We start from the raw sequence: 24066 nt of genomic DNA on the forward strand, positions 1-24066 counted from the left end.
GGGGCTCACATGCCGGCGGTGAGGCGGGCGACCGTGCGCATCTTGTTCATCGCGTCCAGCGCCGCCACCTTGTACGACTCCGCCAGCGTCGGATAGTTGAACACCGCGTTGACCAGGTAGTCGATGGTGCCGCCGCACCCCATCACGGTCTGCCCGATGTGCACCAGCTCGGTGGCTCCCGTACCGAAGACGTGCACGCCGAGCAGCCGCCGGGTCTCGGGGGAGACCAGGAGCTTGAGCATGCCGTACGAGTCGCCGATGATCTGCCCTCTGGCCAGCTCCCGGTAGCGGGAGACGCCCACCTCGAACGGCACCTTGTCGCGGGTCAGCTCGTCCTCGGAGCGGCCGACGAAGCTGATCTCGGGGATGGTGTAGATGCCGATGGGCGGCAGCTCGGCCAGGTCGCCCGCCGGTTCGCCGCAGGCGTGCTGGGCGGCCAGCCTGCCCTGCTCCATCGAGGTGGCGGCCAGGGCGGGGAAGCCGATCACGTCACCGACGGCGTAGATGTGCGGCACCTCGGTGACGAAGTTCTCGTCCACCTTGATCCGGCCCCGGTCGTCGGCGGTCAGCCCGGCGGCCTCCAGGCACAGCTCGGCGGTCTTGCCCTGGCGGCCCGCCGAGTACATGACGCAGTCGGCGGGGATGATCTTGCCGCTCTCCAGCAGGGTGAGCGCGCCGCGGGGCCGCCGCTCGACGGCCGCCACGTTCTCGCCGAACCTGAAGGTGACCGCGAGGTCGCGCAGGTGGTACTTCAGCGCCTCGACGATCTCCAGGTCGCAGAACTCCAGCATGCGGTCGCGCCGCTCGACCACCGTCACCTTGGTGCCGAGCGCGGCGAACATGGAGGCGTACTCGATGCCGATCACACCGGCGCCCACGACGACCAGCGTCTCGGGGATGCGGTCGAGCCGCAGGATCGCGTCCGAGTCGATGATCGTCTTGTCGTCGAACTCGACGCTGTCGGGCCGGGCCGGCGAGGTGCCGGTCGCGATCACGATCTTGTCGGCGGTGACCTTCTTCTCCTCCTGGCCCTCGCCGGTGATGCCGATCGTGTGCGGGTCGAGAAAGCGGCCGGTGCCCTGGAGCACGGTCACGTGGTTGCGGGCGAGCTGGCTGCGGATCACCTGGATCTCGCGGCCGATGACGTGCTGGGTGCGCATGCCGAGGTCGGCGACCGTGATCTCCTCCTTGACGCGGTAGCTCGCGCCGTACAGCTCGCGCTGGTTGAGCCCCGTCAGATAGAGGACCGCCTCGCGCAGCGTCTTCGACGGAATCGTGCCCGTGTTGATGCAGACGCCGCCGATCATGTTCCGTTTCTCGACCACCGCCACGCGCCTGCCGAGTTTCGCGGCCGCGATGGCCGCCTTCTGACCGCCCGGTCCCGAGCCCAGCACCACAACATCGAAGTCCGCCACGCCGTCCAGTGTGCGGGCGGCACATCCGGCGGAAAACCCCCTTCTGGAAGACTCCGGGCTATGGCTCGCAGATTCACGCAGGTGGACGTCTTCTCCGACACCCCGTACCTCGGCAACGCGCTTTCGGTCGTGATCGACGGCGAGGGGCTGAGCACCGAGGACATGCAGCGCATCGCCAGGTGGACGAACCTGTCCGAGACCACCTTCCTGCTGCCGCCGGGCAGCCCTGAGGCCGACTACCGGGTCCGCATCTTCACCCCCGACCAGGAGCTGCCGTTCGCCGGGCACCCCACGCTGGGCTCCTGCCACGCCTGGCTGGAGGCGGGCGGCGAGCCCCGTACGAAGGGGCAGGTGGTGCAGGAGTGCGAGGCGGGGCTCGTCACGCTGCGGATCACCGATGACGGCCTGGCCTTCGAGGCGCCCCCGCTGGTCCGCTCGGGCCCGGTGGACGAGGGGCTGCTCGGCGGGGTGGCCGCCGCGCTCGGGGTGGAGCGCGGCGACATCGTGGCCGCCGAGTGGGTCGACAACGGCCCCGGCTGGATCGGGGTGCTGCTGGCGGACGCCGAACGGGTGCTCGCCCTGCGGCCCGGCACGATGCCGCAGGCGGTCGGCGTGGCCGGGCCGTACCCCGAGGGCTCGGAGTGCGCCTTCGAGGTGCGGGCGTTCTTCCCGCAGCACGGCGCCACCATCGAGGACCCGGTCACCGGCAGCCTGAACGCGTCGCTGGGGCAGTGGCTGCTGGGCAGCGGGCGGGCACGCGCCCCCTACATCGCCTCCCAGGGCACCGTGATCGGCAGGCGGGGCCGCGTCCGCATCTCCGCGGACGACGACGGCCGGGTCTGGGTGGGCGGCGCGGTCACCACCTGCGTCACCGGCGGCCTCACCCGCTGAACCGCTGCGCGAGCGCGAACCGCACCCGGTCGCCTGGCCGCAGCTGCGCGGCCACCGGCAGGTCCGCGCTCAGCACCACCGCGATCACCGGGTAGCCGCCCGTGGGCGGATGGTCGGCGAGGAACACGATCGGCTGCCCGCTGGGCGGCACCTGGATCGCCCCCGTGACCATGCCCTCGCTCGGCAGCTCGCCCTGCCTGGCCCGCGCCAGCTCGGCCCCGAGCAGCCGCACGCCCACGCGGTTGCTGTCCTGGCTCACCTCGTACGGCCGGTCGCACAGCACCTTCAGCGCGCCGGCCTCGAACCAGTCGTCGCGCGGCCCCGGCACCACCCGCAGCACGGGCGGCCGCGGCCCGGGCAGTGGCGCCTGATCGACGGTGATCGTCCCGTCGGGCACGCCGACCGGCAGCACCGTGCCCGCCCGCAGCGGCGGCGGCCCCAGCCCGGACAGCGAGTCGGTGGACCTGCTGCCCAGCACCGGCTCGACCGCGATGCCGCCGCGCACCGCCACGTACGTGCGCAGCCCCTCGGCAGGCAGGCCGAACCGCAGCTCGGCGCCGGCCGGCACCCAGAACGGCGCCCCCATGCCGGGCCGCACCCCGGACGCGCCCGCCGCCCGCACCTCCAGCGGCGCGCCGGTCACCGCCACCCAGGCGGCGTCGGCGAAGCGCAGCCGGGCGCCGCCGAAGGTCAGCTCGATCCCGGCCAGCCACTCGGCGTTGCCGACCAGGCGGTTGGCCAGCCGCAGCGCGGGCGCGTCCGCCGCGCCCGAGCAGGGCACTCCCAGATGCGCGAACCCCGGCCGCCCGAGGTCCTGGACCGTCGCGTACGGCCCCGGCGCCACGACCTCGATCATGCCGCCTCGAATCGCACCCGGGTGCCGGGACGGAACAGCGACGGCGGGTCGGCCGTCACGTCCCACACCCGCACCGGCGTCCGCCCGATCAGCCGCCACCCGCCGGGCGATGCCGTCGGATAGACCGCGGAGTACGGCCCCGCGATCGCCACCGACCCGGCGGGCACCGACGTGCGCGGCGTGTCCAGCCTGGGCATCTCCAGCACCGGATCGAGGCCGGTGAGATAGGCGAAGCCGGGGGCGAACCCCAGCCAGCCCACCACCAGCTCGCGCCCGGTGTGCCGGGCGATCACCTCGTCCGCGGAGATCCCGGCGAGCTTCGCCACCGAGTCGAGGTCGGCCCCGTCATAGACCACGGGGATCGTCACCAGCGGCCGGTCGGGCGCGTCGCCCGCCGCCGCCCTGCCGCTCTCCTCGCGCACGACCGACTCCAGGCGCGCCCGCAGCCGTCCCTGATCGGCCCCAGGCGCCACCACCAGCACCGTCTCGGGGCCCGGCACGATCTCCACCACCCCCTCGGGACGCTCTTCCCGCAGCGCCGCGTCCACGCGGTGCGACAGCTCCAGCGATCCCGTCTCCACGAGCAGCCCGTGCTCCCCGGCCGTCCTGATCACGCGAACGCCTGGAGGACCACTCCGGCGGACAGCAACGCGTCGCGCACTCCCTGCGCCAGCCGGACCGCGTCAGGCGTGTCTCCGTGGACGCAGATGGATCGGGCGGAGATCGGCACCGAACCGCCGTCTACGGCCGTCACAGAGCCTTCCAGGGCCATCTGGCGGGCACGTGAGGCCACCGCCTCGGCGTCGTGGATGACCGACCCGGGCTCGCGGCGCGGCACCAGCGTCCCCTTCGGCGTGTAGGCCCGGTCGGCGAACGCCTCGTTCACCGTCGGCACGCCCTCGGCCGCGGCCACCTTGTGCACCACCGAGCCGGGCAGCGTCAGCACCGGCAGCGAGGGGTCGTAGTCGGCCACCGCCTCCACCACCGCCGTGGCCTGCGCCTCGTCGCGGCAGATCCGGTTGTAGAGCGCGCCGTGCGGCTTGACGTAGGAGACCCGGCCGCCCATCGCCCTGGCGATGCCGTCGACGGCGGCGAGCTGGTAGAGCACCTCCGCGCACAGCTCCTCGGGCTCGACCTCCATCTCCCTGCGCCCGAAGTGCGCCAGGTCGCGATAGGACACCTGAGCCCCGATCGCCACGCCCCGGTCGACGGCCGCCGCGCACGTGCGCCTGATCGTCACCGGGTCGCCCGCGTGAAACCCGCAGGCCACGTTCGCGCTCGTGACGATGTCCAGCAGCGCGAGGTCGTCGCCGAGCCGCCAGATGCCGAAGCCCTCGCCGAGATCGGCGTTCAGGTCGATCACCATGCCACCCACCATGCCACCCACCATGCCACCCACCGTGCCGTCCACCATGCCATCCACCATGCCACCCATCATTGGGGCAACGGCTATCTCGGCGCGACGAACAACGTCTGACCGGCCGCGCCGATCTCGCCGTTCTCGTCATAAAGGGTGCTCCGGGTCAGGCCGCGGCCGGACGGGCCGTGCACGGTCGCGGAGTCCATGCACATCCATTCGCCGGTCGCGGCGCGGAACAGTGAGATCGTCAGATCGACGTTCACGAACAGGTGGGTGTCGAAGCCGAGCGCGGCGCTGATGCCGTTGCCGCTGTCGGCGAGCAGCGCCACCCGTTCGAACGGGGCCGGCTCCTCGCCCTCCACCAGCGGCACCCGCTGCCTGGCCCATACCGTCGCGGGGCCGGCCTGCGCGGGGCCTCCGGCGACGAAGCGCCACTCCATCGCGCGGCCGTAGCCGAAGCCGGAGGCGATCCAGGAGTCGTCGACCGGCGCCGAGCCGGGCGGGGCGGGCGCGTCCGCGGCGCCCACGGAGGAGGTCTCGGCGGCGCGGATCCGCCACAGGGTGGCCCTGACGTACTCGCGGCCGCCCGACGACACGCTCGCCGACAGGCACTGCACGCGCTTGCCGTCGCGTACGACGTCGGTGCTCACCTCGAGCTCGGCCACCGGCACCGGAGCGAACACGTCGGCGGCCAGCCTGGACGGCTCGAGCCCCGGGCGCGGCGCGGTCTGCGCCAGCTCGTGCGCGATCAGCGCGGCGACGGGGCCCATGTGCTGCGTACGCGGATCCCACGGGCCCTGGGTGTGCTCGGAGGCCAGGTAACGGCCGCGGGCGAGCCGCCGGTAGAACGCCATGGAAGAAGACTCTAAAACTCGTCCGGGATGTCCGCGATGTCGTCGAGCGCCGCCGCCAGCTCGTCGGGATGGCCGCCGATCCGCTCGACGATCTCGATCAGGACATGGAGCACGTCGTGGCGGTCGTGGCCGAGATCGAGCAGCCGCTGCGCCGCCTCCCAGAGCTGCGGCGGGTCGCCGTCCCACAGCCGGCTCGCGATCTCCTCGTGCCAGGCCAGGTGCTCCTGGTCCATGCCCGCGTCGTGGTCGATCTCGAGTAACGTACGGCGGTCCGCGGGGTCGGCCGGGTCGAGCCGGTCGAGGTCGATGCCGTTGTGCGTGCCCTGCAGGTAGGGGAAGGCGAAGGCCCGCCTGGCCAGCGCCGACAGGTCGCCGTCCGGCAGCAGCCGCTCGAGCAGCGCCCGGTCGAGCCCGAACGTCGTCGGGTCGCGGTAGGCCTCGGGGAACTTCCCTATCGCCTCCCACACCGCGTCGAGCGTGGCCTTGAGCCCCTGCTCGGGCAGGCCCGTGCGGCGCGCGGCGAAGCGCACCCACGCCGCCAGCACGTGCGGCATCGCCTCCTGCTCCGCCTCGCTCAGCATCACCTTGCGCGGCAGCCAGTCGAGCAGGAACGTCTCGCACTTGATCGGGCTCACCCGCAGCGGCCGGTTGAAGTCCTGCTCGCAGCCGTAGTCGATGATGTGGTCGGCGCAGCGCAAGGCCGCCGACGGGTCGGACAGGTGCTCGGCGTCGTCGGAGGCCAGGAACTCCGCCGCCAGCATGGCCCGCCGCTCCCTGCTGTAGGGGGCCTCGCTGTGCAGCGGCGCGGGCCGCTTGCGCCCGGGGGGCAGCGCCTTCAGCCTCGCCCTGGCGAAGGCGTGGTAGGCGCTGTAGCTGTCGCTGACCGGCGGCGGCGTCTTCGGCTCCCTGGTGGCCTTCATCGCCGACTCCAGCAGCGCCCTGGCCTGGTCGGGCTCGATCTCCTCGAAGATCAGCAGCGGGTTGTCCTCCGCCTCGGCCCTGGCCTGCTCCAGCAGCTTGTCGACCTGCGAGGAGACCCAGGCGTCGCGGGCCATGCCGTTCATGTTGTAGTCGACCACCAGGACCAGCGCGTGGCGGTCGATCGGCTGGTCGCTGTCGTTCCACCGGTAGGCGAAAGTGCAGATCACGGTGTCCTGGTCGCCGTAGGCGTCGCGCGAGACGTAGCAGCCGGCCGGCTTGACCGCGCCCACCCGGTCGGCCCAGCCGGGACGGGCCACGCCCGACTCCATCATCGCCAGCGCCGCGCCCTCGGCCTTGGCGCCCTGGCGCGCGGTGCCCAGGTAGGCCAGGCAGATCAGCAGGGTCAGCGAGGCCGGAGTGCCGGCCTTGGCGGCGTAGTCGACCAGCCCCTCCCCGAGCACCTGCTCGACGTCACCGCCCCTGACGCGCCTGCCCCACCAGGCGCCGATCATGTCGGAGACCATCAGCTCCGCGTCGAGGGGAGTGCGTACGGCCAGCAACTCACGAGCCGCCTGCAGCATCTCCTTGAACACGTCATCTGGAGGAGTGCTCTCCCCGGGAACTCGTCGGTGTCGGCGCACACCCTCACTCTCTCGTATTCCGGGCGCGGACAGTGCGGAGAACACGGCCCGGTGACCTCGATGTTATCGGCGATGGCGAGCGCGCCGGCACACGCCGATCAGGACACTTCGCGCCACGCCTGCCTCGTCCCGCGCGCCTCGCCGCTCCCTCAGCGGTGGCCGCGCGGCGGCGGCGCGGAGTTGACGATCGCGAGCAGGTGCTCGCGCGCGATGCGTTCTACGATCTCGGGTGTCGCCGAGATGCCCAGATGCTGCGCGCACGCGCACACGTCGGCCACGCATCGGTCGATCGTGTCCACGGGCACGGTCAGGAACTCTTCGGCCAGCCTGTGACTGACCGGCTCCCGCAGGAACCGTGTGGCCAGAGCGAGCATAGGAGTGAGATTCCTCTGGAACCCTAGGGGCAAACCCCCAGGAATGTCTGCAGGGCGACTTGCGCTCCCATTTCACCTTTTCTCGGGCGCGTGTCAAGGCTCCCTAGAGCCTGTGTTCACTTCACCCGGCGGGCTTTCATGCGAAGCTGTCTCCATGCGCATCCAGCTCGCCCAGCGGAGTGAGGCCGACGAGCTCCTCGGCCGCAGCCCGCTCGCCCTGCTCGTCGGCATGCTGCTCGACCAGCAGATCCCCATGGAGTGGGCGTTCACGGGGCCGTACACGATCTCCGAGCGGCTCGGGCACGACCTGACCGCCGAGGAGATCGCCTCCTACGACCCCGAGGCGTTCGCCGCCCTGCTCGCGGAGAAGCCGGCCGTGCATCGCTACCCCAAATCCATGGCGGCCCGCATCCAGGCGCTGGCTGCCTATATCGTCGAGCACTACGACGGAAGGCCGGAGAAGATCTGGGCCGACGCCGCCGACGGTCAAGAGTTGGTGAAACGACTCATGGCCCTGCCGGGATACGGCAAGCAGAAGGCCCAGATCTTTTCGGCATTGCTGGGCAAGCAGTTGGGGATCCAGCCACCAGGCTGGCGGGAAGCAGCCGGACTCTACGGCGAGGAGGGGTCGTACCGGTCGGTGGCCGACGTGGTCGACGCCGACAGCCTGGCCCGCGTGCGGGCGGCCAAACAGGAGGCCAAGCGCGCGGCCAAGGGCCAGTAGGGCCAAGAGGCCGTGGCGGGGATCCGCCCCGGCGATCTGGCGCTGTAACCTGATCTTGCTGCGCAATGTGGAGCGACTTTGACAGGATGCGTAGACCCTAGAGGCGACAGGGCCGCGGCGGGGGCTTCCGTCCGTACATGCCCATCGTCGATGATGTACTGCAGGATCCGGTCGCCCGGAGCTGCGCTACGCCGATACACAGTTATGGAGATGTGCCGCGTGGGAGACCCTGGCACGCGACGGAGGTGCGGACCATGAGCGCCGAGACCTCCGTTCCCCGTCCCCGGGAGTCGGATGTGGACATCTCAGACTCCGCCCTCTTCAAGGGCATGCTGTCGGAGGCCGAGTTCGCCTTCGCGTTCTTCGACGCCGAGGGCCGCATCCAGCGGGTCAACGACGTCTTCAGCGACGTCGTCAACGTGCCTGCGGACCGCATGCTCGGCCGGCAGCCGGTCGAGGTGCTGGCCGCCGACCTCAGCCAGATCATCACGCACGCCGTGCAGGCGGTCATCGAGGGTGACGCGCCGGTCACCGAGGGTCGCGTCCGCGTGCGCACCGCCGAGGGCGACACGCGGCACTGGTCGCTGTCGTTCTCGCCGGTTCACGACGACACGGGCGAGCTGCGCGCGATCGCCCTGATCGGCCTCGACGTGACCGAGAGCCGCCAGACCGAGGAGGCGCTGCGCCGCAGCGAGGAGCGCTACCGCTCGCTCGTCGAGGCGCAGTCCCAGCTCGTCTGGATCACCTCGCCCACCGGCGCCGTGGTCGAGGACGCGCCGCAGTGGCGCGCCATCACCGGCCAGGGCCTGGAGGAATACCTCGCCAACGGCTGGCTCGACGTCGTCCACCCCGAGGAGCGGCAGCAGACCGAGGAGGCCTGGCGCGAGGCGCTGCGCGGCCGCACGATGTTCGAGTGGAACTACCGGGTGCGCACCCGGGCCAGCGGCTACCGCCACTTCGAGGTGCGGGCCGTGCCGATCATCCGCCATGGCAGGGTGGTGGAATGGGTCGGCGCCAACACCGACGTCACGCCGCAGCGCGAGGCCGAGGAGATGCGCGGCAGGCTGACCGACCAGCTCGGCGCCGCCGCCCTGCGCACCGCCCGGCTGCAGGGCGCCACGGCCATGCTGGCCGAGGCGCTGACCGTCGAGCAGGTCGTCCAGGTCATCATCGACGTCGGCCGCACCGCCCTGGCCGCCGACCGCTCCGCCGTCGCGCTGCTCGACACCGACCGCGCCGCGCTCAAGCTGATCAACGGCGAGGGCATCATGGAGGCGTCGGGCGTCACCGGTGACGAGATCCCGCTGTCGCACTCCAACGTGATGACCATGGCGGTCAACAGCCGCCGCCCGGTCTTCGCCGAGTCCCCCGAGTCGCTGAAGGCCCAGCTCCTTGAAGCGGGCGGCGACGAGGAGATGCTGGAGCAGTTCCTCGCCCAGGGCGACGAGCAGGCGTGGGTCGGCCTGCCGCTGCTGGCCGCGGGCCGGGCGCTCGGCGCGCTGCGCTTCTCCTTCACCCGCCCGCAGAAGATCTCCCAGGAGGACGGCGTCTTCCTGGAGGCGCTGGCCGGCCAGTGCGCGCTGGCGGTCGAGCGGGCCACGCTGTTCGAGCGCGAGCACCGCACCGCCGAGACGCTGCAGCGCAGCCTGCTGCCCGACCGCCTGCCGGTGGTCAAGGGCCTGGTGCTGGCCCAGCGCTTCCGCTCCGGCAGCCGCCACGTCCAGGTCGGCGGCGACTGGTACGACGCGTTCGTGCTGCAGGACGGGCGTGTCGCGGCGGTCGTCGGCGACGTCATGGGCAAGGGCGTCAAGGCGGCGGCCGGCATGGGCCGCATCCGCAACGCCATGCGGGCGCTGGCGCTGACCAACCCGCCGCCCGCGGCCGTGCTCACCGGTCTCGACCGCGTCTTCGAGGCCACGGAGGAGGAAGAGCAGGTCACCACGCTCGCCTACATGGTGGTCGAGCCGGTCACCGGCGAGGGCACGCTCGCCATGGCCGGTCATCCGCCACCCGTCCTGGTATCGCCGCAGGGCACGGCGATTCTCTGCGACGCCGAGCCCGGCACTCCGCTAGGCTGGCCGACCAGCCGTCGGCAGTTCAGGTTCGTGGTGCCGCCCGGCCACACCGCCGTGCTCTACTCCGACGGTCTCGTCGAGAACAGGAAGCGGGGGCTGGATGCGGGACTCGCAGAGCTTTGCAGTGTTGTGACCGAAGCGCCGCCGGAGGTGGTGAGCAGTCCTCACATGCTGCTGGACTTCCTGGTTGACCGGATGTTGTCTGGATATGAACAGGATGATGACGTTACCGCGCTCGCAATTCACGTCCCACCGGCCACGAAGAGTGACTGAATGAAACAGTCATAACGGTTGCTTTCGGGTATCAGTGCCCCGCTTACGTACGCACTACTGTCTTGGTCGGCCTAGGGTGGAGGTCAACCGCCGGGAGGTGGCCGTATGGATCGCGGGGTCGTGCCACAATGCTGTGCAGGTCCGTCGCGGTCCGCACGGCCTCACCGATCTCCGAGAGAGGCAACAGCCCCCCAGCGGGCATCTGGGTCCATAGTCGCCACGCGTTCGTTCGAGAGGTGTTCGTGTCGCCTGCAAGTTCGACTCGCTCGAAGCCACAAGAGCTGAACGAGCCCGTCATTCAGCGACTGCTCGAGCGTGGGCGCTCGCAGGGTTTCCTCGAGTCTGAGGATGTCCGTCAGGCCTTCGAGGAGGCGGACATCCCCATGTCGCACGCCGCCGCGTTCTTGCGGAACCTCAGCAAAGAGGGCGTGACCGTGGTGGTGACCGCCGCGGATTCGGCTGCGCCGAAGAAGTCTCGTCCAGCAAAGCGCCGCACCGCCGCCCCCGTCAAGACCAAGACGGCGGCGGCCGCAAAAGAGCAGCAGCCCGAGACCGTGACCGCGGTCGTGGGCACCGCTGAAGCCGAGCCGGCCGCCAAGAAGGCGGCCCCTGCCAAGAAGGCCGCTCCGGCGGCGAAGAAGGCCGCGGCATCCGCCGCCGCCAAGAAGGCCGAGCCGAAGAAGAACGCTGGGCCTGCCGAGAGCAAGACCAAGGCGACCAAGGCGCCCAAGACGGCCGACGTCCCGCGCGCCGACGCCGATGACGACGAGGACCTTGAGCTCGACGGCGACGTAGTGCTCGACGACCTCGAGGACATCGACGTCGACGACGAGATCGTGACCGACGACGACGCCGAGGCCGACGCTGACGACGACGCCGACGACGACGACGCGCCCAAGGCCGCCGGGTCCGCCGACGAGAAGAACGAGGACGAGGTCCTCATCCTCTCCGACGACGACGATGACGCGCCGGTCGCCCAGGTCGCCGCCGCCGGCGCCACCGCCGACCCGGTCAAGGACTACCTCAAGCAGATCGGCAAGGTCCCCCTGCTCAACGCCGAGCAGGAGGTCGAGCTGGCCAAGCGCATCAAGGCCGGCCTGTTCGCCGAGGAGCAGCTGGGCAGTCCCGAGGCCGAAAACCTGCCGGTCGACGTCAAGGCCGAGCTGGAGTGGATCGCCGAAGACGGCCGCCGCGCCAAGAACCACCTGCTGGAGGCCAACCTCCGGCTCGTGGTCTCGCTGGCCAAGCGCTACACCGGGCGCGGCATGCTGTTCCTCGACCTGATCCAGGAAGGCAACCTGGGCCTCATCCGGGCGGTCGAGAAGTTCGACTACACCAAGGGCTACAAGTTCTCCACGTACGCCACGTGGTGGATCCGGCAGGCGATCACGCGTGCCATGGCCGACCAGGCGCGGACCATCCGCATCCCGGTCCACATGGTCGAAGTGATCAACAAGCTGGCCCGCGTCCAGCGGCAGATGCTGCAGGACCTCGGCCGTGAGCCCACGCCGGAAGAGCTGGCCAAGGAGCTGGACATGACGCCCGAGAAGGTCGTCGAGGTCCAGAAGTACGGCCGCGAGCCCATCTCCCTCCACACCCCGCTGGGCGAGGAGGGCGACAGCGAGTTCGGTGACCTCATCGAGGACTCCGAGGCCATCGTCCCGGCCGACGCCGTCAGCTTCACGCTGCTGCAGGAGCAGCTGCACTCGGTTCTCGACACGTTGTCGGAGCGCGAGGCGGGTGTCGTGTCGATGCGGTTCGGCCTCACCGACGGCCAGCCCAAGACGCTGGACGAGATCGGCAAGGTTTACGGGGTCACCCGTGAGCGCATCCGCCAGATCGAGTCCAAGACCATGTCGAAGCTGCGTCACCCGTCCAGGTCGCAGGTCCTCCGCGACTACCTGGACTGATCCTTCCCCTCGGGGCCCCGCGCGGGCGGCCCCGCCTGGGTGTGCCAGACGCCCCGCCGGAATGTGGTTCCGGCGGGGCGTTTCGGCGTTCCGCTGCGCCGCTTGGCGGGCCTACTTCCGCGGCGCTGCCGCTGCCCCCCTGATTCACGCAGTGCTGCTTCTGCGGCGCTGCTTCTGCGGCGCTGCGTTCGTGGTCCCGCTTCCGTGGGTCCTCTCCCGTGGCCCTGCGTCTGCGGCACTCGGGCCTTTCCACGCTGTGCCGGGACACGCCGTCCGGGCGCGTTGTGCCGGGACACGCCGTCCGGGGGCGCTGTGCCGGGTCGTGCTGTCCGGGCGCGTCGCCCGGGGTCCTTCGTCGGTCGGAGGGGTTGGTCGCGTTCAGGCCGACAGGTGCACGTCCAGGACCCAAGGGCGGGTGGCGCGGGCCGGAGCGGTGAGGCGGGTGATGTAGCCGAGGGAGTCGAGGAGTTTCGCCAGCTCGTCGGGGGTGGACGGCTGGGTGGGCTGGTGGAGGAGGGCGCGGGCGATCTCGCCCCGGGTGGCCTTGGCCATGTGGCTGACGACCTTGCCGTCCCTGAACACACGTACCGTCACCGAGCGCGACCCCGGCTGCCAGGCCCCCGCGTACGTGGCCGAACGCAGGTCCACCACCAGCCCCGGCAGCCGGTCGAGCTCCTTGGAGATCCCCGGACGCCAGAAGGCGGCAAGACCGCCGAGCGGCGGCAGGCTGACGCCCATGGACAGGCGGTAGGGCGGGATGCGGTCAGTGATTTTCACCACACCCCACAGGCCGGAGAAGATCAGCAGGCTCTCCTCTGCCCGCGCTCGCGCCTCGCCGTCCAGAGTCGCCAGGCCGAGGTTGTCGTACAGGACGCCGGTGTAGAGGGCGCCGGCGGGCAGGGTGGGCGCGGTCGCCAGCGCGAGGTTCTTGTCCAGCTCGCCCGCGAGGCCCGGCGTCAGGCCCAGCACCTCAAGGGCGTCGCGGCGCTTGGAGGCGCGTACGAGCGCGTTCATCACCCGCTTGCGTGACTTGCCGAGTGAGGGGAAGGACAGCTCGCCCACGGGCGGGCCGTCGCCCTCCGACGCCTTGCCTTCGGACGGCGGCAACAGGATCAGCACGGTCACCTAGCCTATGGCCCTTACCGGGGCACCTTTCCGGAGGGGCTCCCGGCTCCGCAAGGGCTTCCGGCGCGCGGGTGAAAGGTCCGTCGCTAGGCTGCGCGGGTGAATTTCGACCTGCTCGTTCATGAGGCTTGGCCCGCTTATGAGGTGCGGGCGTACGAGGGCTGGCTGCTGCGACACTCCGGCGGGGTGACCAAGAGGGCGAATTCCGTGCTGGCGCTGGAGCGGCCGGCCGATCTGGACCGGGCGATCCGGGCGGCCGAGGACTTCTACCGCGAGCGCGGGCAGCGGTGCGTGTTCTCGGTGGGTCCTGGGACCATGCAGGGGCTGGACGACGAGCTCGAACACCGGGGGTACGAGGTGGTCGATCCCACGCTCATCATGTCGGGGACGCCCAAGGGCGAGCCCGCCCCCGAGGTCAGGATCCAGGAGCGGCCCTGGCCGGGCTGGCTGGAGACCTGGTGGGCCGTGGACGGCCGGTACGCCGACGGGATCGCGGCGGCCGAGCGGATCTGCACCGGCGTGCCGGCCTGGTACGCCGCGTACGAGGAGGACGGCCGGGCGGTGGCCGTGGGCCGGGCGGTCCCGCAGGGCGTCACGCTCGGCATCTACTGCATGGCGACGCTGCCCGAGGCCCGGCGCAGGGGACTGGCGAGGACGGTGCTGCGAGCGCTGGTGGCGCACGCGGGCGGCGGACCGGCGTACCTGGTGGTGACGTCGCGGAACGCGGGCGCGCAGGCCCTCTACCGCGGCGAGGGCTTCACCGCCGTGGGCCGCTACCACTACCGCGCGGCCCCTCTCTGACCCGCACCCCCTACCCCGGTATCACCGCGATCAGGTTCCCCGGTATGACGACACGGCGGCCACCTCCCCTCTAGCCTTCGCCCCCCAGGGATCGGCAGGCGGGAGCGAGGGGGAGACAGGCATGCGGCCGTACGAGACGGCGCCGTCCACCGCGAAGGCGACCACGGGCGCCGATCCCGGCCTGCCGCACGAGGGGACCGGCCTCGTCGGCTCCCGCCGCCGGGCGCTGCGCCGCACGCGCGCCGCCGCGGACCGGGGAGAGGCCGGTCCCGGCCCGAGTCCGTCCGAATCCGGGTCTTAGGCTGTGTCCATGACCTCGAAGGTCGTCGGTCCGCGCGCGGTGGTCGCGGGCTCGTCGCGCCGGTGGGTACGGCTGATGCCCGCGGTCACCGCGCTCGCGCTGTGCGTCTGCCTGCTGCCGGCCACCGGCATCCTGCTCACCAAGTTCTACGGCCTGATCGCCGGCGTCGGCGCCGTGCTGACCATCACGCAGGTGGCGCCGCTGCTCCTCGCCGTCGTACGGCCGCTGCCCGCCTGGGGCATGATGTTCACCGCCGACGTGGCCGGGGCGCTCGTCCTGCGCGCCGCGGACTTCCCTGAGCAGCTGATGTGGCCGTTCCCGTCCACGGTGATCCTCGCCCACACCGCGGTCTGCCTCGCCCTGGGCCTGAGCGAGCGGGGCCGGACGCTGCTGCTGGTGTGGACGGCCACGGCGGTCGCGAACGTGATGCTGCTGTTCTTCACACCGCACGGCGTCGAGGCCAGGAACCTGCTGTTCACCGTGCTCGGCGGGGCCGCCCTGCTGATCGGCGGCGTGCTGCGGGAACGCGCCGAGGTGCGGCGCAAACTGGTCGAGCAGGAGACGATCAGCGAGGCCGAGCGCGCCCGGCGGACGCTGCTGGAGGAGCGGGCCAGGATCGCCCGTGAGCTGCACGACGTGGTGGCGCACCACATGTCCGTCATCACCGTCCAGGCCGACACCGCCGAATACCGCCTCGACCGGTTGCCGCCGGAGGTGCGGGAGGAGTTCACGAACATCGCCGCGACCGCGCGCAACTCGCTCGGCGAGATGCGGCGCCTCCTCGGCGTCCTGCGCAGCAGCGAGGAGACGTACGAGGAGCTCGCGCCCCAGCCGGGCCTGGCGCAGATCGGGCAGCTCGTGGACGCGACCGCGCGGGCGGGCGTGCCGGTGGACTTCGTTCCCTGCGACGTGGAGGTGCCCGCCGCCGTCGGCCTGTCGGCGTACCGGATCGTCCAGGAGGCCCTCGCGAACGTCGTGCGGCACGCACCGGGAGCGCGCACGCAGGTCTCCTTGTCGGTGCCGGAGCCGGGCGACGGCGGCGACGGCGCCGGGCGGCTGAACGTCCTCGTCGTCAACGGGCCGCCTCCCCAGCAGCCCGCCGCGCCGTTAGAGTCGAGCAGCACCGGGCACGGGCTGGTCGGTATGCGCGAGCGGGTACGGCTGGTCGGCGGCACTCTCGAGCTCGGACCGCTGCCGGACGGCGGCTTCCGGGTGGCCGCTCGGCTGCCCTTGAGCGAAGAGGACTCCACGTGACGACACGCGTCATCATCGTCGACGACCAGGCCATGGTGCGCGCCGGTTTCGCGGCACTGCTGGCCGCGCAGGGCGACATCGACGTGGTGGGCGAGGCGTCCGACGGCGCGCAGGGCGTGGAGCTGAGCCGCCGCACCCGCCCCGACGTCGTGCTGATGGACGTGCGGATGCCCGTGATGGACGGCCTGGAGGCCACCCGCCGGCTGCTCTCGCCCCCGGCGGGGGTGACCCATCGGCCCCGCGTGCTCATGCTGACCACGTTCGACGTCGACGACTACGTCTACGAGGCGCTGCGGGCCGGTGCCAGCGGCTTCCTGCTGAAGGACGCGCAGCCGGGCGACCTCGTCGCGGCGGTCCGCATCGTCGCCAGGGGAGACGCGCTGCTCGCCCCGTCCGTGACGCGCCGGCTCATCGCGGAGTTCGCCAGGCAGCGTCCCCTGACCCGCGGCAAGTCCGCGCAGCGGCTGAAAGAGCTGACAGAACGCGAGACCGAGGTGCTGACCCTCGTGGCGCGCGGCCAGTCGAACCAGGAGATCGCCCAGACCCTGATCCTGGCGGAGCAGACCGTCAAGACCCACGTCAGCCGCATCCTCACCAAGCTCGACCTGCGCGACCGCGCCCAGGCCGTGATCTTCGCCTACGAATCCGGGCTGGTGACCCCGGGCGAGTAGCACGCCCGCACGCCACCCCCTACTGCGGTATCCCTGCTTTTGGCTCCCCGGTATGACGCGGCGGACACGGCCGCCGCCGCAGACTCCTACTCAACCTTTTGAGCCCATCCCCCACGTGAACGGGGTTCTTCCAGGTCTCGGCTCGAAGGTGAACGCCTGTCGCACACCGGGCCGACATCCGGCCTACGCGACCTGACGCCATCACCCAGGAGGTTCCGCAGTGCCACCACAGGACGACACGACCGCACCCGCCGCTACCGAGACGAAAATCGTACGGGCGGGTGACTTCGAGGTCGGGGTCATCGAGAGCGGGTCCGGCGTGCCGCTCGTGCTCGTGCACGGCGGAGAGAGCGACCGCACCCAGTTCACGGCGCTGCGGTCCCACTTCGGCCCGGGCATCCGGGCCATCTCGTACGACCAGCGCGACTCGGGCGTCACCGTCAACCCGCCGCATCCGTACACGATGGCCGACCTCGCCGACGACGTCGTGGCCCTGCTGGACGCACTGGACCTGCCTCAGGCGCACCTGCTGGGCACGTCGTTCGGCGGCGCCGTCGCGCAGCACGCCGCCCTGCGGCACCCCGAGCGGATCGCCTCCCTCATCCTGGTCGCCACCGCACCCAGCTGGGCCATGCAGAGCGGGGTGGCCGACGAGCTGCTGTCCATGAGTTACGAGGAGCGGCAGCGCAAGGCGCTCGACCTCTTCTTCACCCCCCAAGGCCAGGCCGCGCAGGGCGACCGGGTGAAGGTGCTCGTCAAGCGCAGCCCCGAGCAGAACGCCCGCCGCGAGCAGGTCATCCAGCAGCACGAGGTCCGTGACCGGCTGCCGGAGATCACCGTGCCGACCCTCATCGTGCACGGCTCGGAGGACCGGCTGGCCCCGTTCGCCGACGCGCAGCTGATGGAGAAGGAGATCCCGAACGCCCGGATGCGGGTCATCGAGGGCGGACGGCACGCGATCGCGACGGAGTTCCCCGACACGATCGCGCGGTGGGTGCGCGAGTTCATAGGGGTGGACGCGTGAGCGCCGCCGCCGCACCCCGGCACGTTCAGAAACGCAAGGAGATGCAGCATGAGTGACGCGGCCCGCGAGGTTGCGGATCAGATGGCCAAGGCGGCCGGGGAGTGGATCGACTCCCTGGACGCCGAGCAGCGCAAGCTGGGTGTCGGACCGGTTCCGGGCGCGGGGGAGGCGTCCGAGGCCGAACGCACCAGCTGGTACTACACGCCCACCGACCACGGCGGGCTGACGTTCTCCCAGCAGCGGCCGGCCCAGTACCGCATGGCGATGCGGCTGCTCGCGAGCGGGCTGTCGGAGGCCGGGTACAACACGGTCGCCACCGTCATCGGCCTGGAGAACGTGCTCGACCGCGTCGAGGACTTCTCGGTGTACTGGGGCCGCGAGCGCTCCCGCGACCCCGGCATGTACTACCTGCGCGTCTTCGGCGAGCCCGGCGGGACCGAGCCGTGGGGCTGGCGCTTCGGCGGCCACCACATCTCGGTCAACTTCCTCGTGATCGACGGGCGGGTCGCCGCCAGTACGCCCCTGTTCATGGGCGCGGACCCGGCCGCCTCGCCCCTGCTCGGCGGTGCGCTGCTGCGCCCGCTGGGAGCGCCCGAGGACCTGGCCGGCGAACTGGTCCGCTCCCTGGGGCCCGATGCGGCCAGGCAGGCCATCCTGCTGCCGCGGCCGCCGTACGACGTCGTGGCGGGCAACAGCCCCCGGGTCGACGACCGCCTGATCAAGCGCCGCGAGCTGTGGCGTCCCGAGCAGAACGTGCCGGACCGCCCCGACCAGCCGCACACCCTCCTGGACGACGAGGAGCGGCGCGCGGTGTCGCTCACGCCGCCGCTCAAGGGCGTGCCCGCATCCGAGCTCGACGCCGGGCAGCGTGAGCTGCTGCGCGCCCTGCTCGGCACCTACCTCGGCCGGGTGCAGGACGGCATCTCCCCGCTGTCGCGCTACGACGACCCGGCGCAGCTCGACGCCGTGCACTTCGCCTGGGCCGGCTCGACCGAGCCCGGCGCGCCGCACTACTACCGCCTCCACGGCCCGCGGCTGCTCATCGAGTGGACCAAGGTCCACCGGGGCGCCAACCACTCCCACGCCGTCTGGCGGGACCCGGAGACCGACTTCGGCGGCGACGTGCTGGCCGAACATCACGCCGCACACCACGCGTCCTGATTCACGGCGTCCCGAGCGCCCCCGCACCCCCGGTCCGGCACGTGACCCCGTCTCGCGTGTCCACCCCCCTCACGGCCCGAGCCCCCACGCGTACGCACGCCACGGGGCCGAGCCGGCGTGTACCCAAGCCACCCGTGCCCCCCGGAACGGAAGGTCACCATGGCCGGTCAGCACCACGCACCGACCGACGCACCGCCTCACCAGACCCGCCCCACGCTGCGCGGACTCTTCGGCATGTCCGCATCCACCCACTGGCTGGCCTCCGCGACAGCCCAGTCCGTGCTGGAACGCGGCGGCAACGCCTTCGACGCCGCCACGGCGGGCGCGTTCGTCCTCCACGTCGCCGAGCCCCACCTCAACGGGCCCGGCGGCGACCTCGTCGCCGTGCTGGCCACCGCCGACGACCCGGCCCCGCGCGTGCTGGCAGGTCAGGGCCACGCCCCGCGCGCCGCCACCATCGAGCACTTCCACGCCGAGGGGCTCGACCACGTCCCGGGAGCGGGCGCCCTGGCCGCCGCCGTCCCCGGCGCCGTCGACTCCTGGCTCTGGCTGCTGGCCGAGCTGGGCACCTGGGAGCTCGACGAGGTCCTCGCCTACGCCATCGAGTACGCCGAGCACGGCGTGCCCGTCGTGCCCCAGCTCGCCCGCGTCCTGGCCACGGTCGAGGACCTCTTCCGCGAGCACTGGCCGACCTCGTACGAGCTGTGGATGCCCGGCGGCCGCGTCCCGCACCCGTACAGCATGCTCACCAACCCCGTCTACGCCCGCACCCTGCGCAGGCTGATCGCCGAGGGCACCGGCATGACGCGCAGGGCGCGGATCGAGTCCGCGCGCCGCGCCTGGCGCTCCGGGTTCGTGGCGACCGCCGTGGAGGAGGCCGCCGCCGTGCCGCACCGGCACTCCTCGGGCACCGACCACGCCGGAGTCATCACCGCCGCCGACTTCGCCGACTTCGAGCCCTGGCTCGAACCCGCCGTCACCGCCAGGTTCCGCGGGATCACGGTGGCCAAGGCGGGCCTGTGGTCCCAGGGGCCCATGCTGCTGCAGGCCCTCACCATGCTCGACCACTTCGACGACGCGCGGATCGACCCGTCGACCGCCGAGGGCGTCCACACCATCACCGAGGCGCTGAAGCTGGCCATGGCCGACCGGGAGGCGTACTACGGGGACCTGGACCCGGCGGACGCCAAGAAGGTGCTGGGCCGGCTGCTGTCCCCGAGTACGCCAAGGAACGCGCCGGTCTGATCGGCCCGGTCGCCGCCACCGAGTTCCGGCCCGGCGACATCGGCGTCAGGCGGCCGTACGTACCGCCTCTGGAGACGCGCCGGCCCGAGGTGCAGGCCGACGGCGTGGGCGAGCCCACCGTGCAGCAGACCGGGCAGACCAGGGGCGACACCTGCCACATCGACGTCGTGGACCGCTGGGGCAACATGATCTCCGCCACGCCGTCCGGCGGCTGGCTGCAGTCCTCCCCGGCCATACCCGAGCTCGGTTTCGCGCTCGGCACGCGGCTGCAGATGACGTGGCTCGACCCGGCCGCGCCCTCGTGCCTCGTGCCCGGCCGCCGTCCGCGGACGACGCTGACGCCCACCCTGCTGCTGCGCGACGGCGCCCCCGCGGCCGCGCTCGGCACACCCGGCGGCGACCAGCAGGACCAGTGGCAGCTCATCTACCTGGTGCGCACCCTCGCCCTGGGCTTCGACCCGCAGCAGGCGATCGACGCGCCCGCGTTCCACACCACCGCGGTGCCGAGCTCGTTCTGGCCGCGCACCTGGACGCCGGGCGGGCTGGTGATCGAGGGACGCGTGGACCTGGCGATCGTGGACGAGCTGCGCCGGCGGGGCCACGACGTCACCGTCTCAGGGCCGTGGAGCCAGGGCAGGCTCTCGGTCGTCACCCGCGACCCGGACAGCGGCGTCCTGGGGGCGGCGGCGAACCCGCGCGGCGCACAAGGCTACGCGGTGGGTCGATGAGCAGCGTGGCGACGATGGCGCGACGGGTCTCGCTTCCCGGCCTGATGCTCGCGCTCACCTTCGCGACGGGCGTCGTGGACGCCGTCGGATACCTGCGGCTCGACCAGGTGTTCGCGGGCAACATGACCGGCAACGTGGTCATCCTCGGCATGGCCGCCACGGGCACCACGGACCTGCCGGTGCTCGGCCCCGCCGTGGCGCTCGTGCTCTTCCTCGCCGGCGCCGCGCTGGGCGGGCGGGTGCTGCGCACCGCGGAATCCGGCTGGGACGTCCGGTGCACGGGCCTGCTGACCGGCGTCGCGCTGATCCTGGGCCTGGCGGCGCTCGTCCTGGTCGTCGCAGGGGCGGACGCCATCCCGGGCCTGCGCCCCGCGATCGCCGCCTCGCTCGCCCTGGCCATGGGGATGCAGGCGGCCACGGCCCGCCACCTGGCGGTCAAGGACGTCACCACCGTCGTGGTCACCTCCACACTCACCGGGCTCGCCGCCGACTCCCGGCTGGGCGCCGCCCGCTCCCAAGGCGCGTTGCGGCGGGCCGCCGCCGTCGCGTGGATCATCCTCGGCGCGGCGGCCGGCGCGGCGCTGTGCCAGGTGCACGAGGGCTTCGCGGTCGCGGTGGCGGCGCTCGTCGTCCTCGCCGTCAGCGCTCTCGGCCACCTCGCCGCCCGGTCCGATTCCCACCCGGTGCCGGCCACGACAGGACAAGCCACCCCTCCGGCGGACACCCCCGCGTCCGCGCGGCCGGTGGCGCGTACGGACAAGGGCGTCCCGCGTGCCACCGGCCCTCATCTCGCCCGGCACCAAGGGAAAGGACGCCCATGACCACACCCCCCACCGCCCCGCCGGTCCGCATGAGCAGGGCCGCCGTGGCGGCGCTCGCGCTGCTGGCCATCGCCATGGGCTCGCTGGAGTCCGTCGTGGCGCCGACGCTGCCGCTCCTGCAGCGCGAGCTGAACATGACCCCGACGGAAGGGGCGCTGCTCAACATCGTGCTCGCCGTCACCGGCGCGCTCGTCGCCCCGATCGCCGGCAAGTTCGGCGACCGCTACGGCGGCAAGCGGGTCCTGATGCTGCTGACGGCCATCGTCTCGGCAGGCGGCCTGACCTCCGCCGTCGCGCCCAACCTGCCGGTGCTCCTGGTCGGCCAGATCCTGCAAGGCGCGATGGTGGGCTCGCTGCCCCTGGCGGTCATCGTGGTGCGCAAGCACCTGCCGCAGGGCGAGGCCAAGGCCGCCATCGGGCTGATCAGCGGGATGCTGGTCGGCGGCTCGATGGTGGGGCTGCTGGTCGCGGGACCGGTGGCGGAGTCGCTCTCCCGGCACTGGATGTTCGCGCTGCCCACCATCGTGATCATCGCGGTCACCCTGCTGACGAAGAAGCTGCTGCCCGCCGACGCGCCGGGGGCATCCGACGGCTCGCGCCTCGACTGGCCCGGCCTGCTGCTGCTCAGCGGCGTGCTGTGCACCCTCATGCTCACGCTGATCCTGGCGGCCGACGCGGTCTCGCAGCCGCTGCCGTTCATCGTGATGCTCGTCGTGCTGGCCGCCTTCGTGACCGGGTGGATCGCCGTCGAACGCCGCGCCACCGCGCCCATGATCGACCTGCGGATGCTGGCCCGCCCCGTGGTCTGGAAGTCGTGCGTGGTGACGTTCGTGATCTGCCTCGGCACCGCCAACGGCGCCTACCTCGTGCCTCAGCTGCTCGACGTGTCAGGCGACGGATACGGCTTCGGGCTGTCCCCCAGCGCGATCGGCTTGATCCTCCTGCCCGGCGCCGTCGCCTCGACGCTGGCCGGGCCGCTCGGCGGGATCGGCGAGCGGCGCTTCGGCCCGCGCGCGATGACCTTCGTCTCGACCGTCATGATGGCCGTCGCCCTGCTCGGCCTGGCCGTCGCGCACGACGAGATCTGGCAGGTCACGCTCGGCAAGGCGATGATCGCGCTGGCCAACGGCCTGTGCGTCACGGCCATGATGACCAGCGTCGCCTCCTCCGTCGCCGAGAACGAGACCGGCATCGCCACCAGCATCATCCTGGTGACCCGCGTCACGGGCGGGGCCGTGGGCGGCATGCTCGGCGGCGCGCTCCTCACCGCTCAGATTCCCCCGGCTCACACGTGCCAGGCCGAGTCCGGCTTCGTCACCGGCTTCTTCATCGCAGGCATGACCGCGGCGCTGTGCCTGTTCGTCGTCCGCACCATGAACAAAGGAGTCAAGGCATGACACTCACCGATGCATCCGGCGGCGGCCGCGTCTCGCCCGCCCGCACCGTCCTGGTCTCCGGAGCGAGCATCGCGGGTCCCGCCGTGGCGTACTGGCTGAAGCGCTACGGCTACGAGGTCACCATCGTCGAGAAGGCGCCCGCGCCGCGGGGCGGCGGCTACGCCATCGACATCCGCGGCACCGCCCTGGGCGTCATCGAGCGCATGGGCCTGCTGCCCTGGCTGCAGGAGGTGCAGGTCCATGTCAACCGGAGCACCTTCGTGGAGAACGACGGCGACGTGGTGGCCACCCTGCGCCCGCAGGCCGTCACCGGCAGCGTCGCGGGCCGGGACCTGGAGATCCGGCGCGGCGACCTGACCGAGGCGCTGATCTCGACGGTCCGCGACGACGTGGAGTTCATCTTCAACGACTTCATCGTCGGCATGAGCGAGACCGGCCACGGGGTGGACGTCACCTTCAAGTCGGGGACCGCCCGCACCTTCGACCTGGTGATCGCCGCGGACGGCATGCACTCGCACACCCGCGAGCTGGTCTTCGGCCCCGAGCAGCCGTTCCACCGCTACATCGGCTACTGCTTCGCCATCTACACCATGGACAACATCCTCGATCTCAAGGACGAGATCGTGATGTGGAACGATCCCGGCCGGGCCGCCGCCTTCTACGCGGCGAAGAACGAGGTGAACGCCATGCTCACCTGGGCCCAGCCGGAGACGCCGTTCCACGCCTTCGGCGACCTGCAGGCTCAGCGCGACCTGATCAGCGAGGTCTACGCCGGCGCCGGCTGGGTGGTGCCGGACATGGTGGCCGCCCTGCAGAAGGCGGACGACGTCTTCTTCGACGCGGTCGCGCAGATCCGCATGCCCCGCTGGACCAGCGGCCGCCTCGCGCTGGTCGGCGACGCCGCGCACGCGCCGTCGTTCCTCACCGGGCAGGGCACCAGCACGGCCCTCGTCAGCGCGTACATGCTGGCGCTCTCGCTCGCGCGCGCGAACGGGGACCACGTGGCGGCCTTCGCCGCGTACGAGCGCGACACCCGCGGCTTCGTCACCGCGAACCAGGACCTGGTGGGCACGGGCCGCGCCACCCTCATGCCGACCACCGCCGAGGAGCTGAGGAAGCGCGACGACAGACTGCGCAGCCTCAGCGAGCTGCCGCCCACGCAGGGCAACCCGGTGCATTCCTCGCTCGTCCTTCCCGAGCCTTACACCGGCCGGTAGGCCACCCGCCTCCCGGGTGCCGGGCGC

20 protein-coding genes and 1 pseudogene are annotated in these 24066 nt (G+C 71.9%); 13 read left to right on the forward strand and 8 right to left on the reverse strand.

Annotated elements, in window-relative coordinates:
- Positions 1-5 precede the first annotated feature (5 nt).
- Entirely contained in the window at positions 6-1415 is a 1410-nt protein-coding gene (sthA, locus tag WBK31_RS04225; protein WP_364066973.1) for a Si-specific NAD(P)(+) transhydrogenase, read from the reverse strand.
- 60 nt (positions 1416-1475) lie between these two features.
- On the opposite strand from sthA, the gene WBK31_RS04230 reads away from it, so the two are divergent.
- Positions 1476-2306, forward strand: a complete 831-nt coding sequence (locus WBK31_RS04230; RefSeq protein WP_406674355.1) for a PhzF family phenazine biosynthesis protein — start codon at positions 1476-1478, stop codon at positions 2304-2306.
- Here the strand turns inward: WBK31_RS04230 and WBK31_RS04235 are convergent.
- The 6 genes from WBK31_RS04235 to WBK31_RS04260 form a co-directional block, all read right to left on the reverse strand.
- Positions 2296-3162, reverse strand: coding sequence for a biotin-dependent carboxyltransferase family protein (locus WBK31_RS04235; RefSeq protein WP_364066969.1), 867 nt, complete (start codon positions 3160-3162; stop codon positions 2296-2298). The genes WBK31_RS04230 and WBK31_RS04235 overlap by 11 nt on opposite strands.
- A complete protein-coding gene (locus WBK31_RS04240; protein ID WP_364066968.1) occupies positions 3159-3776 on the reverse strand; it encodes an allophanate hydrolase subunit 1 in 618 nt (205 codons plus the stop codon). The genes WBK31_RS04235 and WBK31_RS04240 overlap by 4 nt, the downstream gene beginning before the upstream one ends.
- Entirely contained in the window at positions 3773-4528 is a 756-nt protein-coding gene (locus tag WBK31_RS04245; RefSeq protein WP_364067200.1) for a 5-oxoprolinase subunit PxpA, read from the reverse strand. The genes WBK31_RS04240 and WBK31_RS04245 overlap by 4 nt, the downstream gene beginning before the upstream one ends.
- 83 nt (positions 4529-4611) lie before the next feature.
- Positions 4612-5376 (reverse strand): thioesterase family protein, encoded by a 765-nt coding sequence (locus WBK31_RS04250; RefSeq protein ID WP_364066966.1) that lies wholly within the window; start codon positions 5374-5376, stop codon positions 4612-4614.
- A gap of 11 nt (positions 5377-5387) precedes the next feature.
- Entirely contained in the window at positions 5388-6878 is a 1491-nt protein-coding gene (locus tag WBK31_RS04255; protein ID WP_406674356.1) for a hypothetical protein, read from the reverse strand.
- A 209-nt stretch (positions 6879-7087) separates the two neighbouring features.
- The gene (locus tag WBK31_RS04260; RefSeq protein ID WP_364066965.1) at positions 7088-7312 is read right to left on the reverse strand and encodes a hypothetical protein; all 225 of its coding nucleotides are present in this window, start codon (positions 7310-7312) and stop codon (positions 7088-7090) included.
- Between the two features lie 154 nt (positions 7313-7466).
- On the opposite strand from WBK31_RS04260, the gene WBK31_RS04265 reads away from it, so the two are divergent.
- The 3 genes from WBK31_RS04265 (at position 7467) to WBK31_RS04275 (ending at position 12294) form a co-directional block, all read left to right on the forward strand.
- Positions 7467-8036 (forward strand): HhH-GPD-type base excision DNA repair protein, encoded by a 570-nt coding sequence (locus WBK31_RS04265; protein ID WP_364066963.1) that lies wholly within the window; start codon positions 7467-7469, stop codon positions 8034-8036.
- Between the two features lie 254 nt (positions 8037-8290).
- A complete protein-coding gene (locus WBK31_RS04270; RefSeq protein WP_364066961.1) occupies positions 8291-10384 on the forward strand; it encodes a SpoIIE family protein phosphatase in 2094 nt (697 codons plus the stop codon).
- A 242-nt stretch (positions 10385-10626) separates the two neighbouring features.
- Positions 10627-12294 carry an RNA polymerase sigma factor gene (locus WBK31_RS04275; protein WP_406674357.1) on the forward strand — a complete coding sequence of 556 codons (1668 nt, stop codon included), beginning with the start codon at positions 10627-10629 and terminating at the stop codon, positions 12292-12294.
- Between the two features lie 378 nt (positions 12295-12672).
- On the opposite strand, the gene WBK31_RS04280 is transcribed toward WBK31_RS04275, so the two are convergent.
- Positions 12673-13413, reverse strand: a complete 741-nt coding sequence (locus WBK31_RS04280; protein ID WP_364066958.1) for a peroxide stress protein YaaA — start codon at positions 13411-13413, stop codon at positions 12673-12675.
- 105 nt (positions 13414-13518) lie between these two features.
- Here WBK31_RS04280 and WBK31_RS04285 point away from each other — a divergent pair, with 105 nt between their 5' ends.
- From WBK31_RS04285 to WBK31_RS04325, 9 genes and pseudogenes are all read left to right on the forward strand, one after another.
- Positions 13519-14220 (forward strand): GNAT family N-acetyltransferase, encoded by a 702-nt coding sequence (locus WBK31_RS04285; RefSeq protein WP_406674358.1) that lies wholly within the window; start codon positions 13519-13521, stop codon positions 14218-14220.
- Between the two features lie 310 nt (positions 14221-14530).
- Complete coding sequence (locus WBK31_RS04290; RefSeq protein ID WP_364066956.1) at positions 14531-15775, forward strand: sensor histidine kinase; 1245 nt, start codon at positions 14531-14533, stop codon at positions 15773-15775.
- Positions 15772-16446: a response regulator transcription factor gene (locus WBK31_RS04295; protein ID WP_364066954.1), complete on the forward strand. Its 675-nt coding sequence runs from the start codon at positions 15772-15774 to the stop codon at positions 16444-16446. The genes WBK31_RS04290 and WBK31_RS04295 overlap by 4 nt, the downstream gene beginning before the upstream one ends.
- 220 nt (positions 16447-16666) lie before the next feature.
- Complete coding sequence (locus WBK31_RS04300; RefSeq protein WP_364066952.1) at positions 16667-17470, forward strand: alpha/beta hydrolase; 804 nt, start codon at positions 16667-16669, stop codon at positions 17468-17470.
- 48 nt (positions 17471-17518) lie between these two features.
- A complete protein-coding gene (locus tag WBK31_RS04305) occupies positions 17519-18631 on the forward strand; it encodes a DUF3500 domain-containing protein (RefSeq protein WP_364066950.1) in 1113 nt (370 codons plus the stop codon).
- A gap of 234 nt (positions 18632-18865) precedes the next feature.
- A pseudogene (locus WBK31_RS04310) lies at positions 18866-20604 on the forward strand (gamma-glutamyltransferase family protein).
- Positions 20601-21425, forward strand: a complete 825-nt coding sequence (locus tag WBK31_RS04315; RefSeq protein ID WP_406674359.1) for a YoaK family protein — start codon at positions 20601-20603, stop codon at positions 21423-21425. The pseudogene WBK31_RS04310 and the gene WBK31_RS04315 overlap by 4 nt, the downstream one beginning before the upstream one ends.
- The gene (locus WBK31_RS04320) at positions 21422-22822 is read left to right on the forward strand and encodes an MFS transporter (RefSeq protein ID WP_378784621.1); all 1401 of its coding nucleotides are present in this window, start codon (positions 21422-21424) and stop codon (positions 22820-22822) included. Before WBK31_RS04315 ends, WBK31_RS04320 begins: the two co-directional genes overlap by 4 nt.
- Positions 22819-24039 (forward strand): FAD-dependent monooxygenase, encoded by a 1221-nt coding sequence (locus WBK31_RS04325; protein ID WP_364066943.1) that lies wholly within the window; start codon positions 22819-22821, stop codon positions 24037-24039. Before WBK31_RS04320 ends, WBK31_RS04325 begins: the two co-directional genes overlap by 4 nt.
- Positions 24040-24066: the final 27 nt, after the last annotated feature.

Origin of the sequence: Nonomuraea sp. N2-4H (assembly GCF_045291505.1) — a bacterium.
Lineage (GTDB): Bacteria > Actinomycetota > Actinomycetes > Streptosporangiales > Streptosporangiaceae > Nonomuraea > Nonomuraea fastidiosa.

Coding starts and splice junctions, on each gene's coding strand:
- WBK31_RS04230 (WP_406674355.1), top strand. CDS start 1,476: ATGGCTCGCAGATTCACGCAGGTGGACGTCTTCTCCGACACCCCGTAC.
- WBK31_RS04235 (WP_364066969.1), bottom strand. CDS start 3,162: ATGATCGAGGTCGTGGCGCCGGGGCCGTACGCGACGGTCCAGGACCTC.
- WBK31_RS04245 (WP_364067200.1), bottom strand. CDS start 4,528: ATGGTGATCGACCTGAACGCCGATCTCGGCGAGGGCTTCGGCATCTGG.
- WBK31_RS04250 (WP_364066966.1), bottom strand. CDS start 5,376: ATGGCGTTCTACCGGCGGCTCGCCCGCGGCCGTTACCTGGCCTCCGAG.
- WBK31_RS04255 (WP_406674356.1), bottom strand. CDS start 6,878: ATGCTGCAGGCGGCTCGTGAGTTGCTGGCCGTACGCACTCCCCTCGAC.
- WBK31_RS04260 (WP_364066965.1), bottom strand. CDS start 7,312: ATGCTCGCTCTGGCCACACGGTTCCTGCGGGAGCCGGTCAGTCACAGG.
- WBK31_RS04265 (WP_364066963.1), top strand. CDS start 7,467: ATGCGCATCCAGCTCGCCCAGCGGAGTGAGGCCGACGAGCTCCTCGGC.
- WBK31_RS04270 (WP_364066961.1), top strand. CDS start 8,291: ATGAGCGCCGAGACCTCCGTTCCCCGTCCCCGGGAGTCGGATGTGGAC.
- WBK31_RS04290 (WP_364066956.1), top strand. CDS start 14,531: ATGACCTCGAAGGTCGTCGGTCCGCGCGCGGTGGTCGCGGGCTCGTCG.
- WBK31_RS04305 (WP_364066950.1), top strand. CDS start 17,519: ATGAGTGACGCGGCCCGCGAGGTTGCGGATCAGATGGCCAAGGCGGCC.
- WBK31_RS04315 (WP_406674359.1), top strand. CDS start 20,601: ATGAGCAGCGTGGCGACGATGGCGCGACGGGTCTCGCTTCCCGGCCTG.
- WBK31_RS04320 (WP_378784621.1), top strand. CDS start 21,422: ATGACCACACCCCCCACCGCCCCGCCGGTCCGCATGAGCAGGGCCGCC.
- WBK31_RS04325 (WP_364066943.1), top strand. CDS start 22,819: ATGACACTCACCGATGCATCCGGCGGCGGCCGCGTCTCGCCCGCCCGC.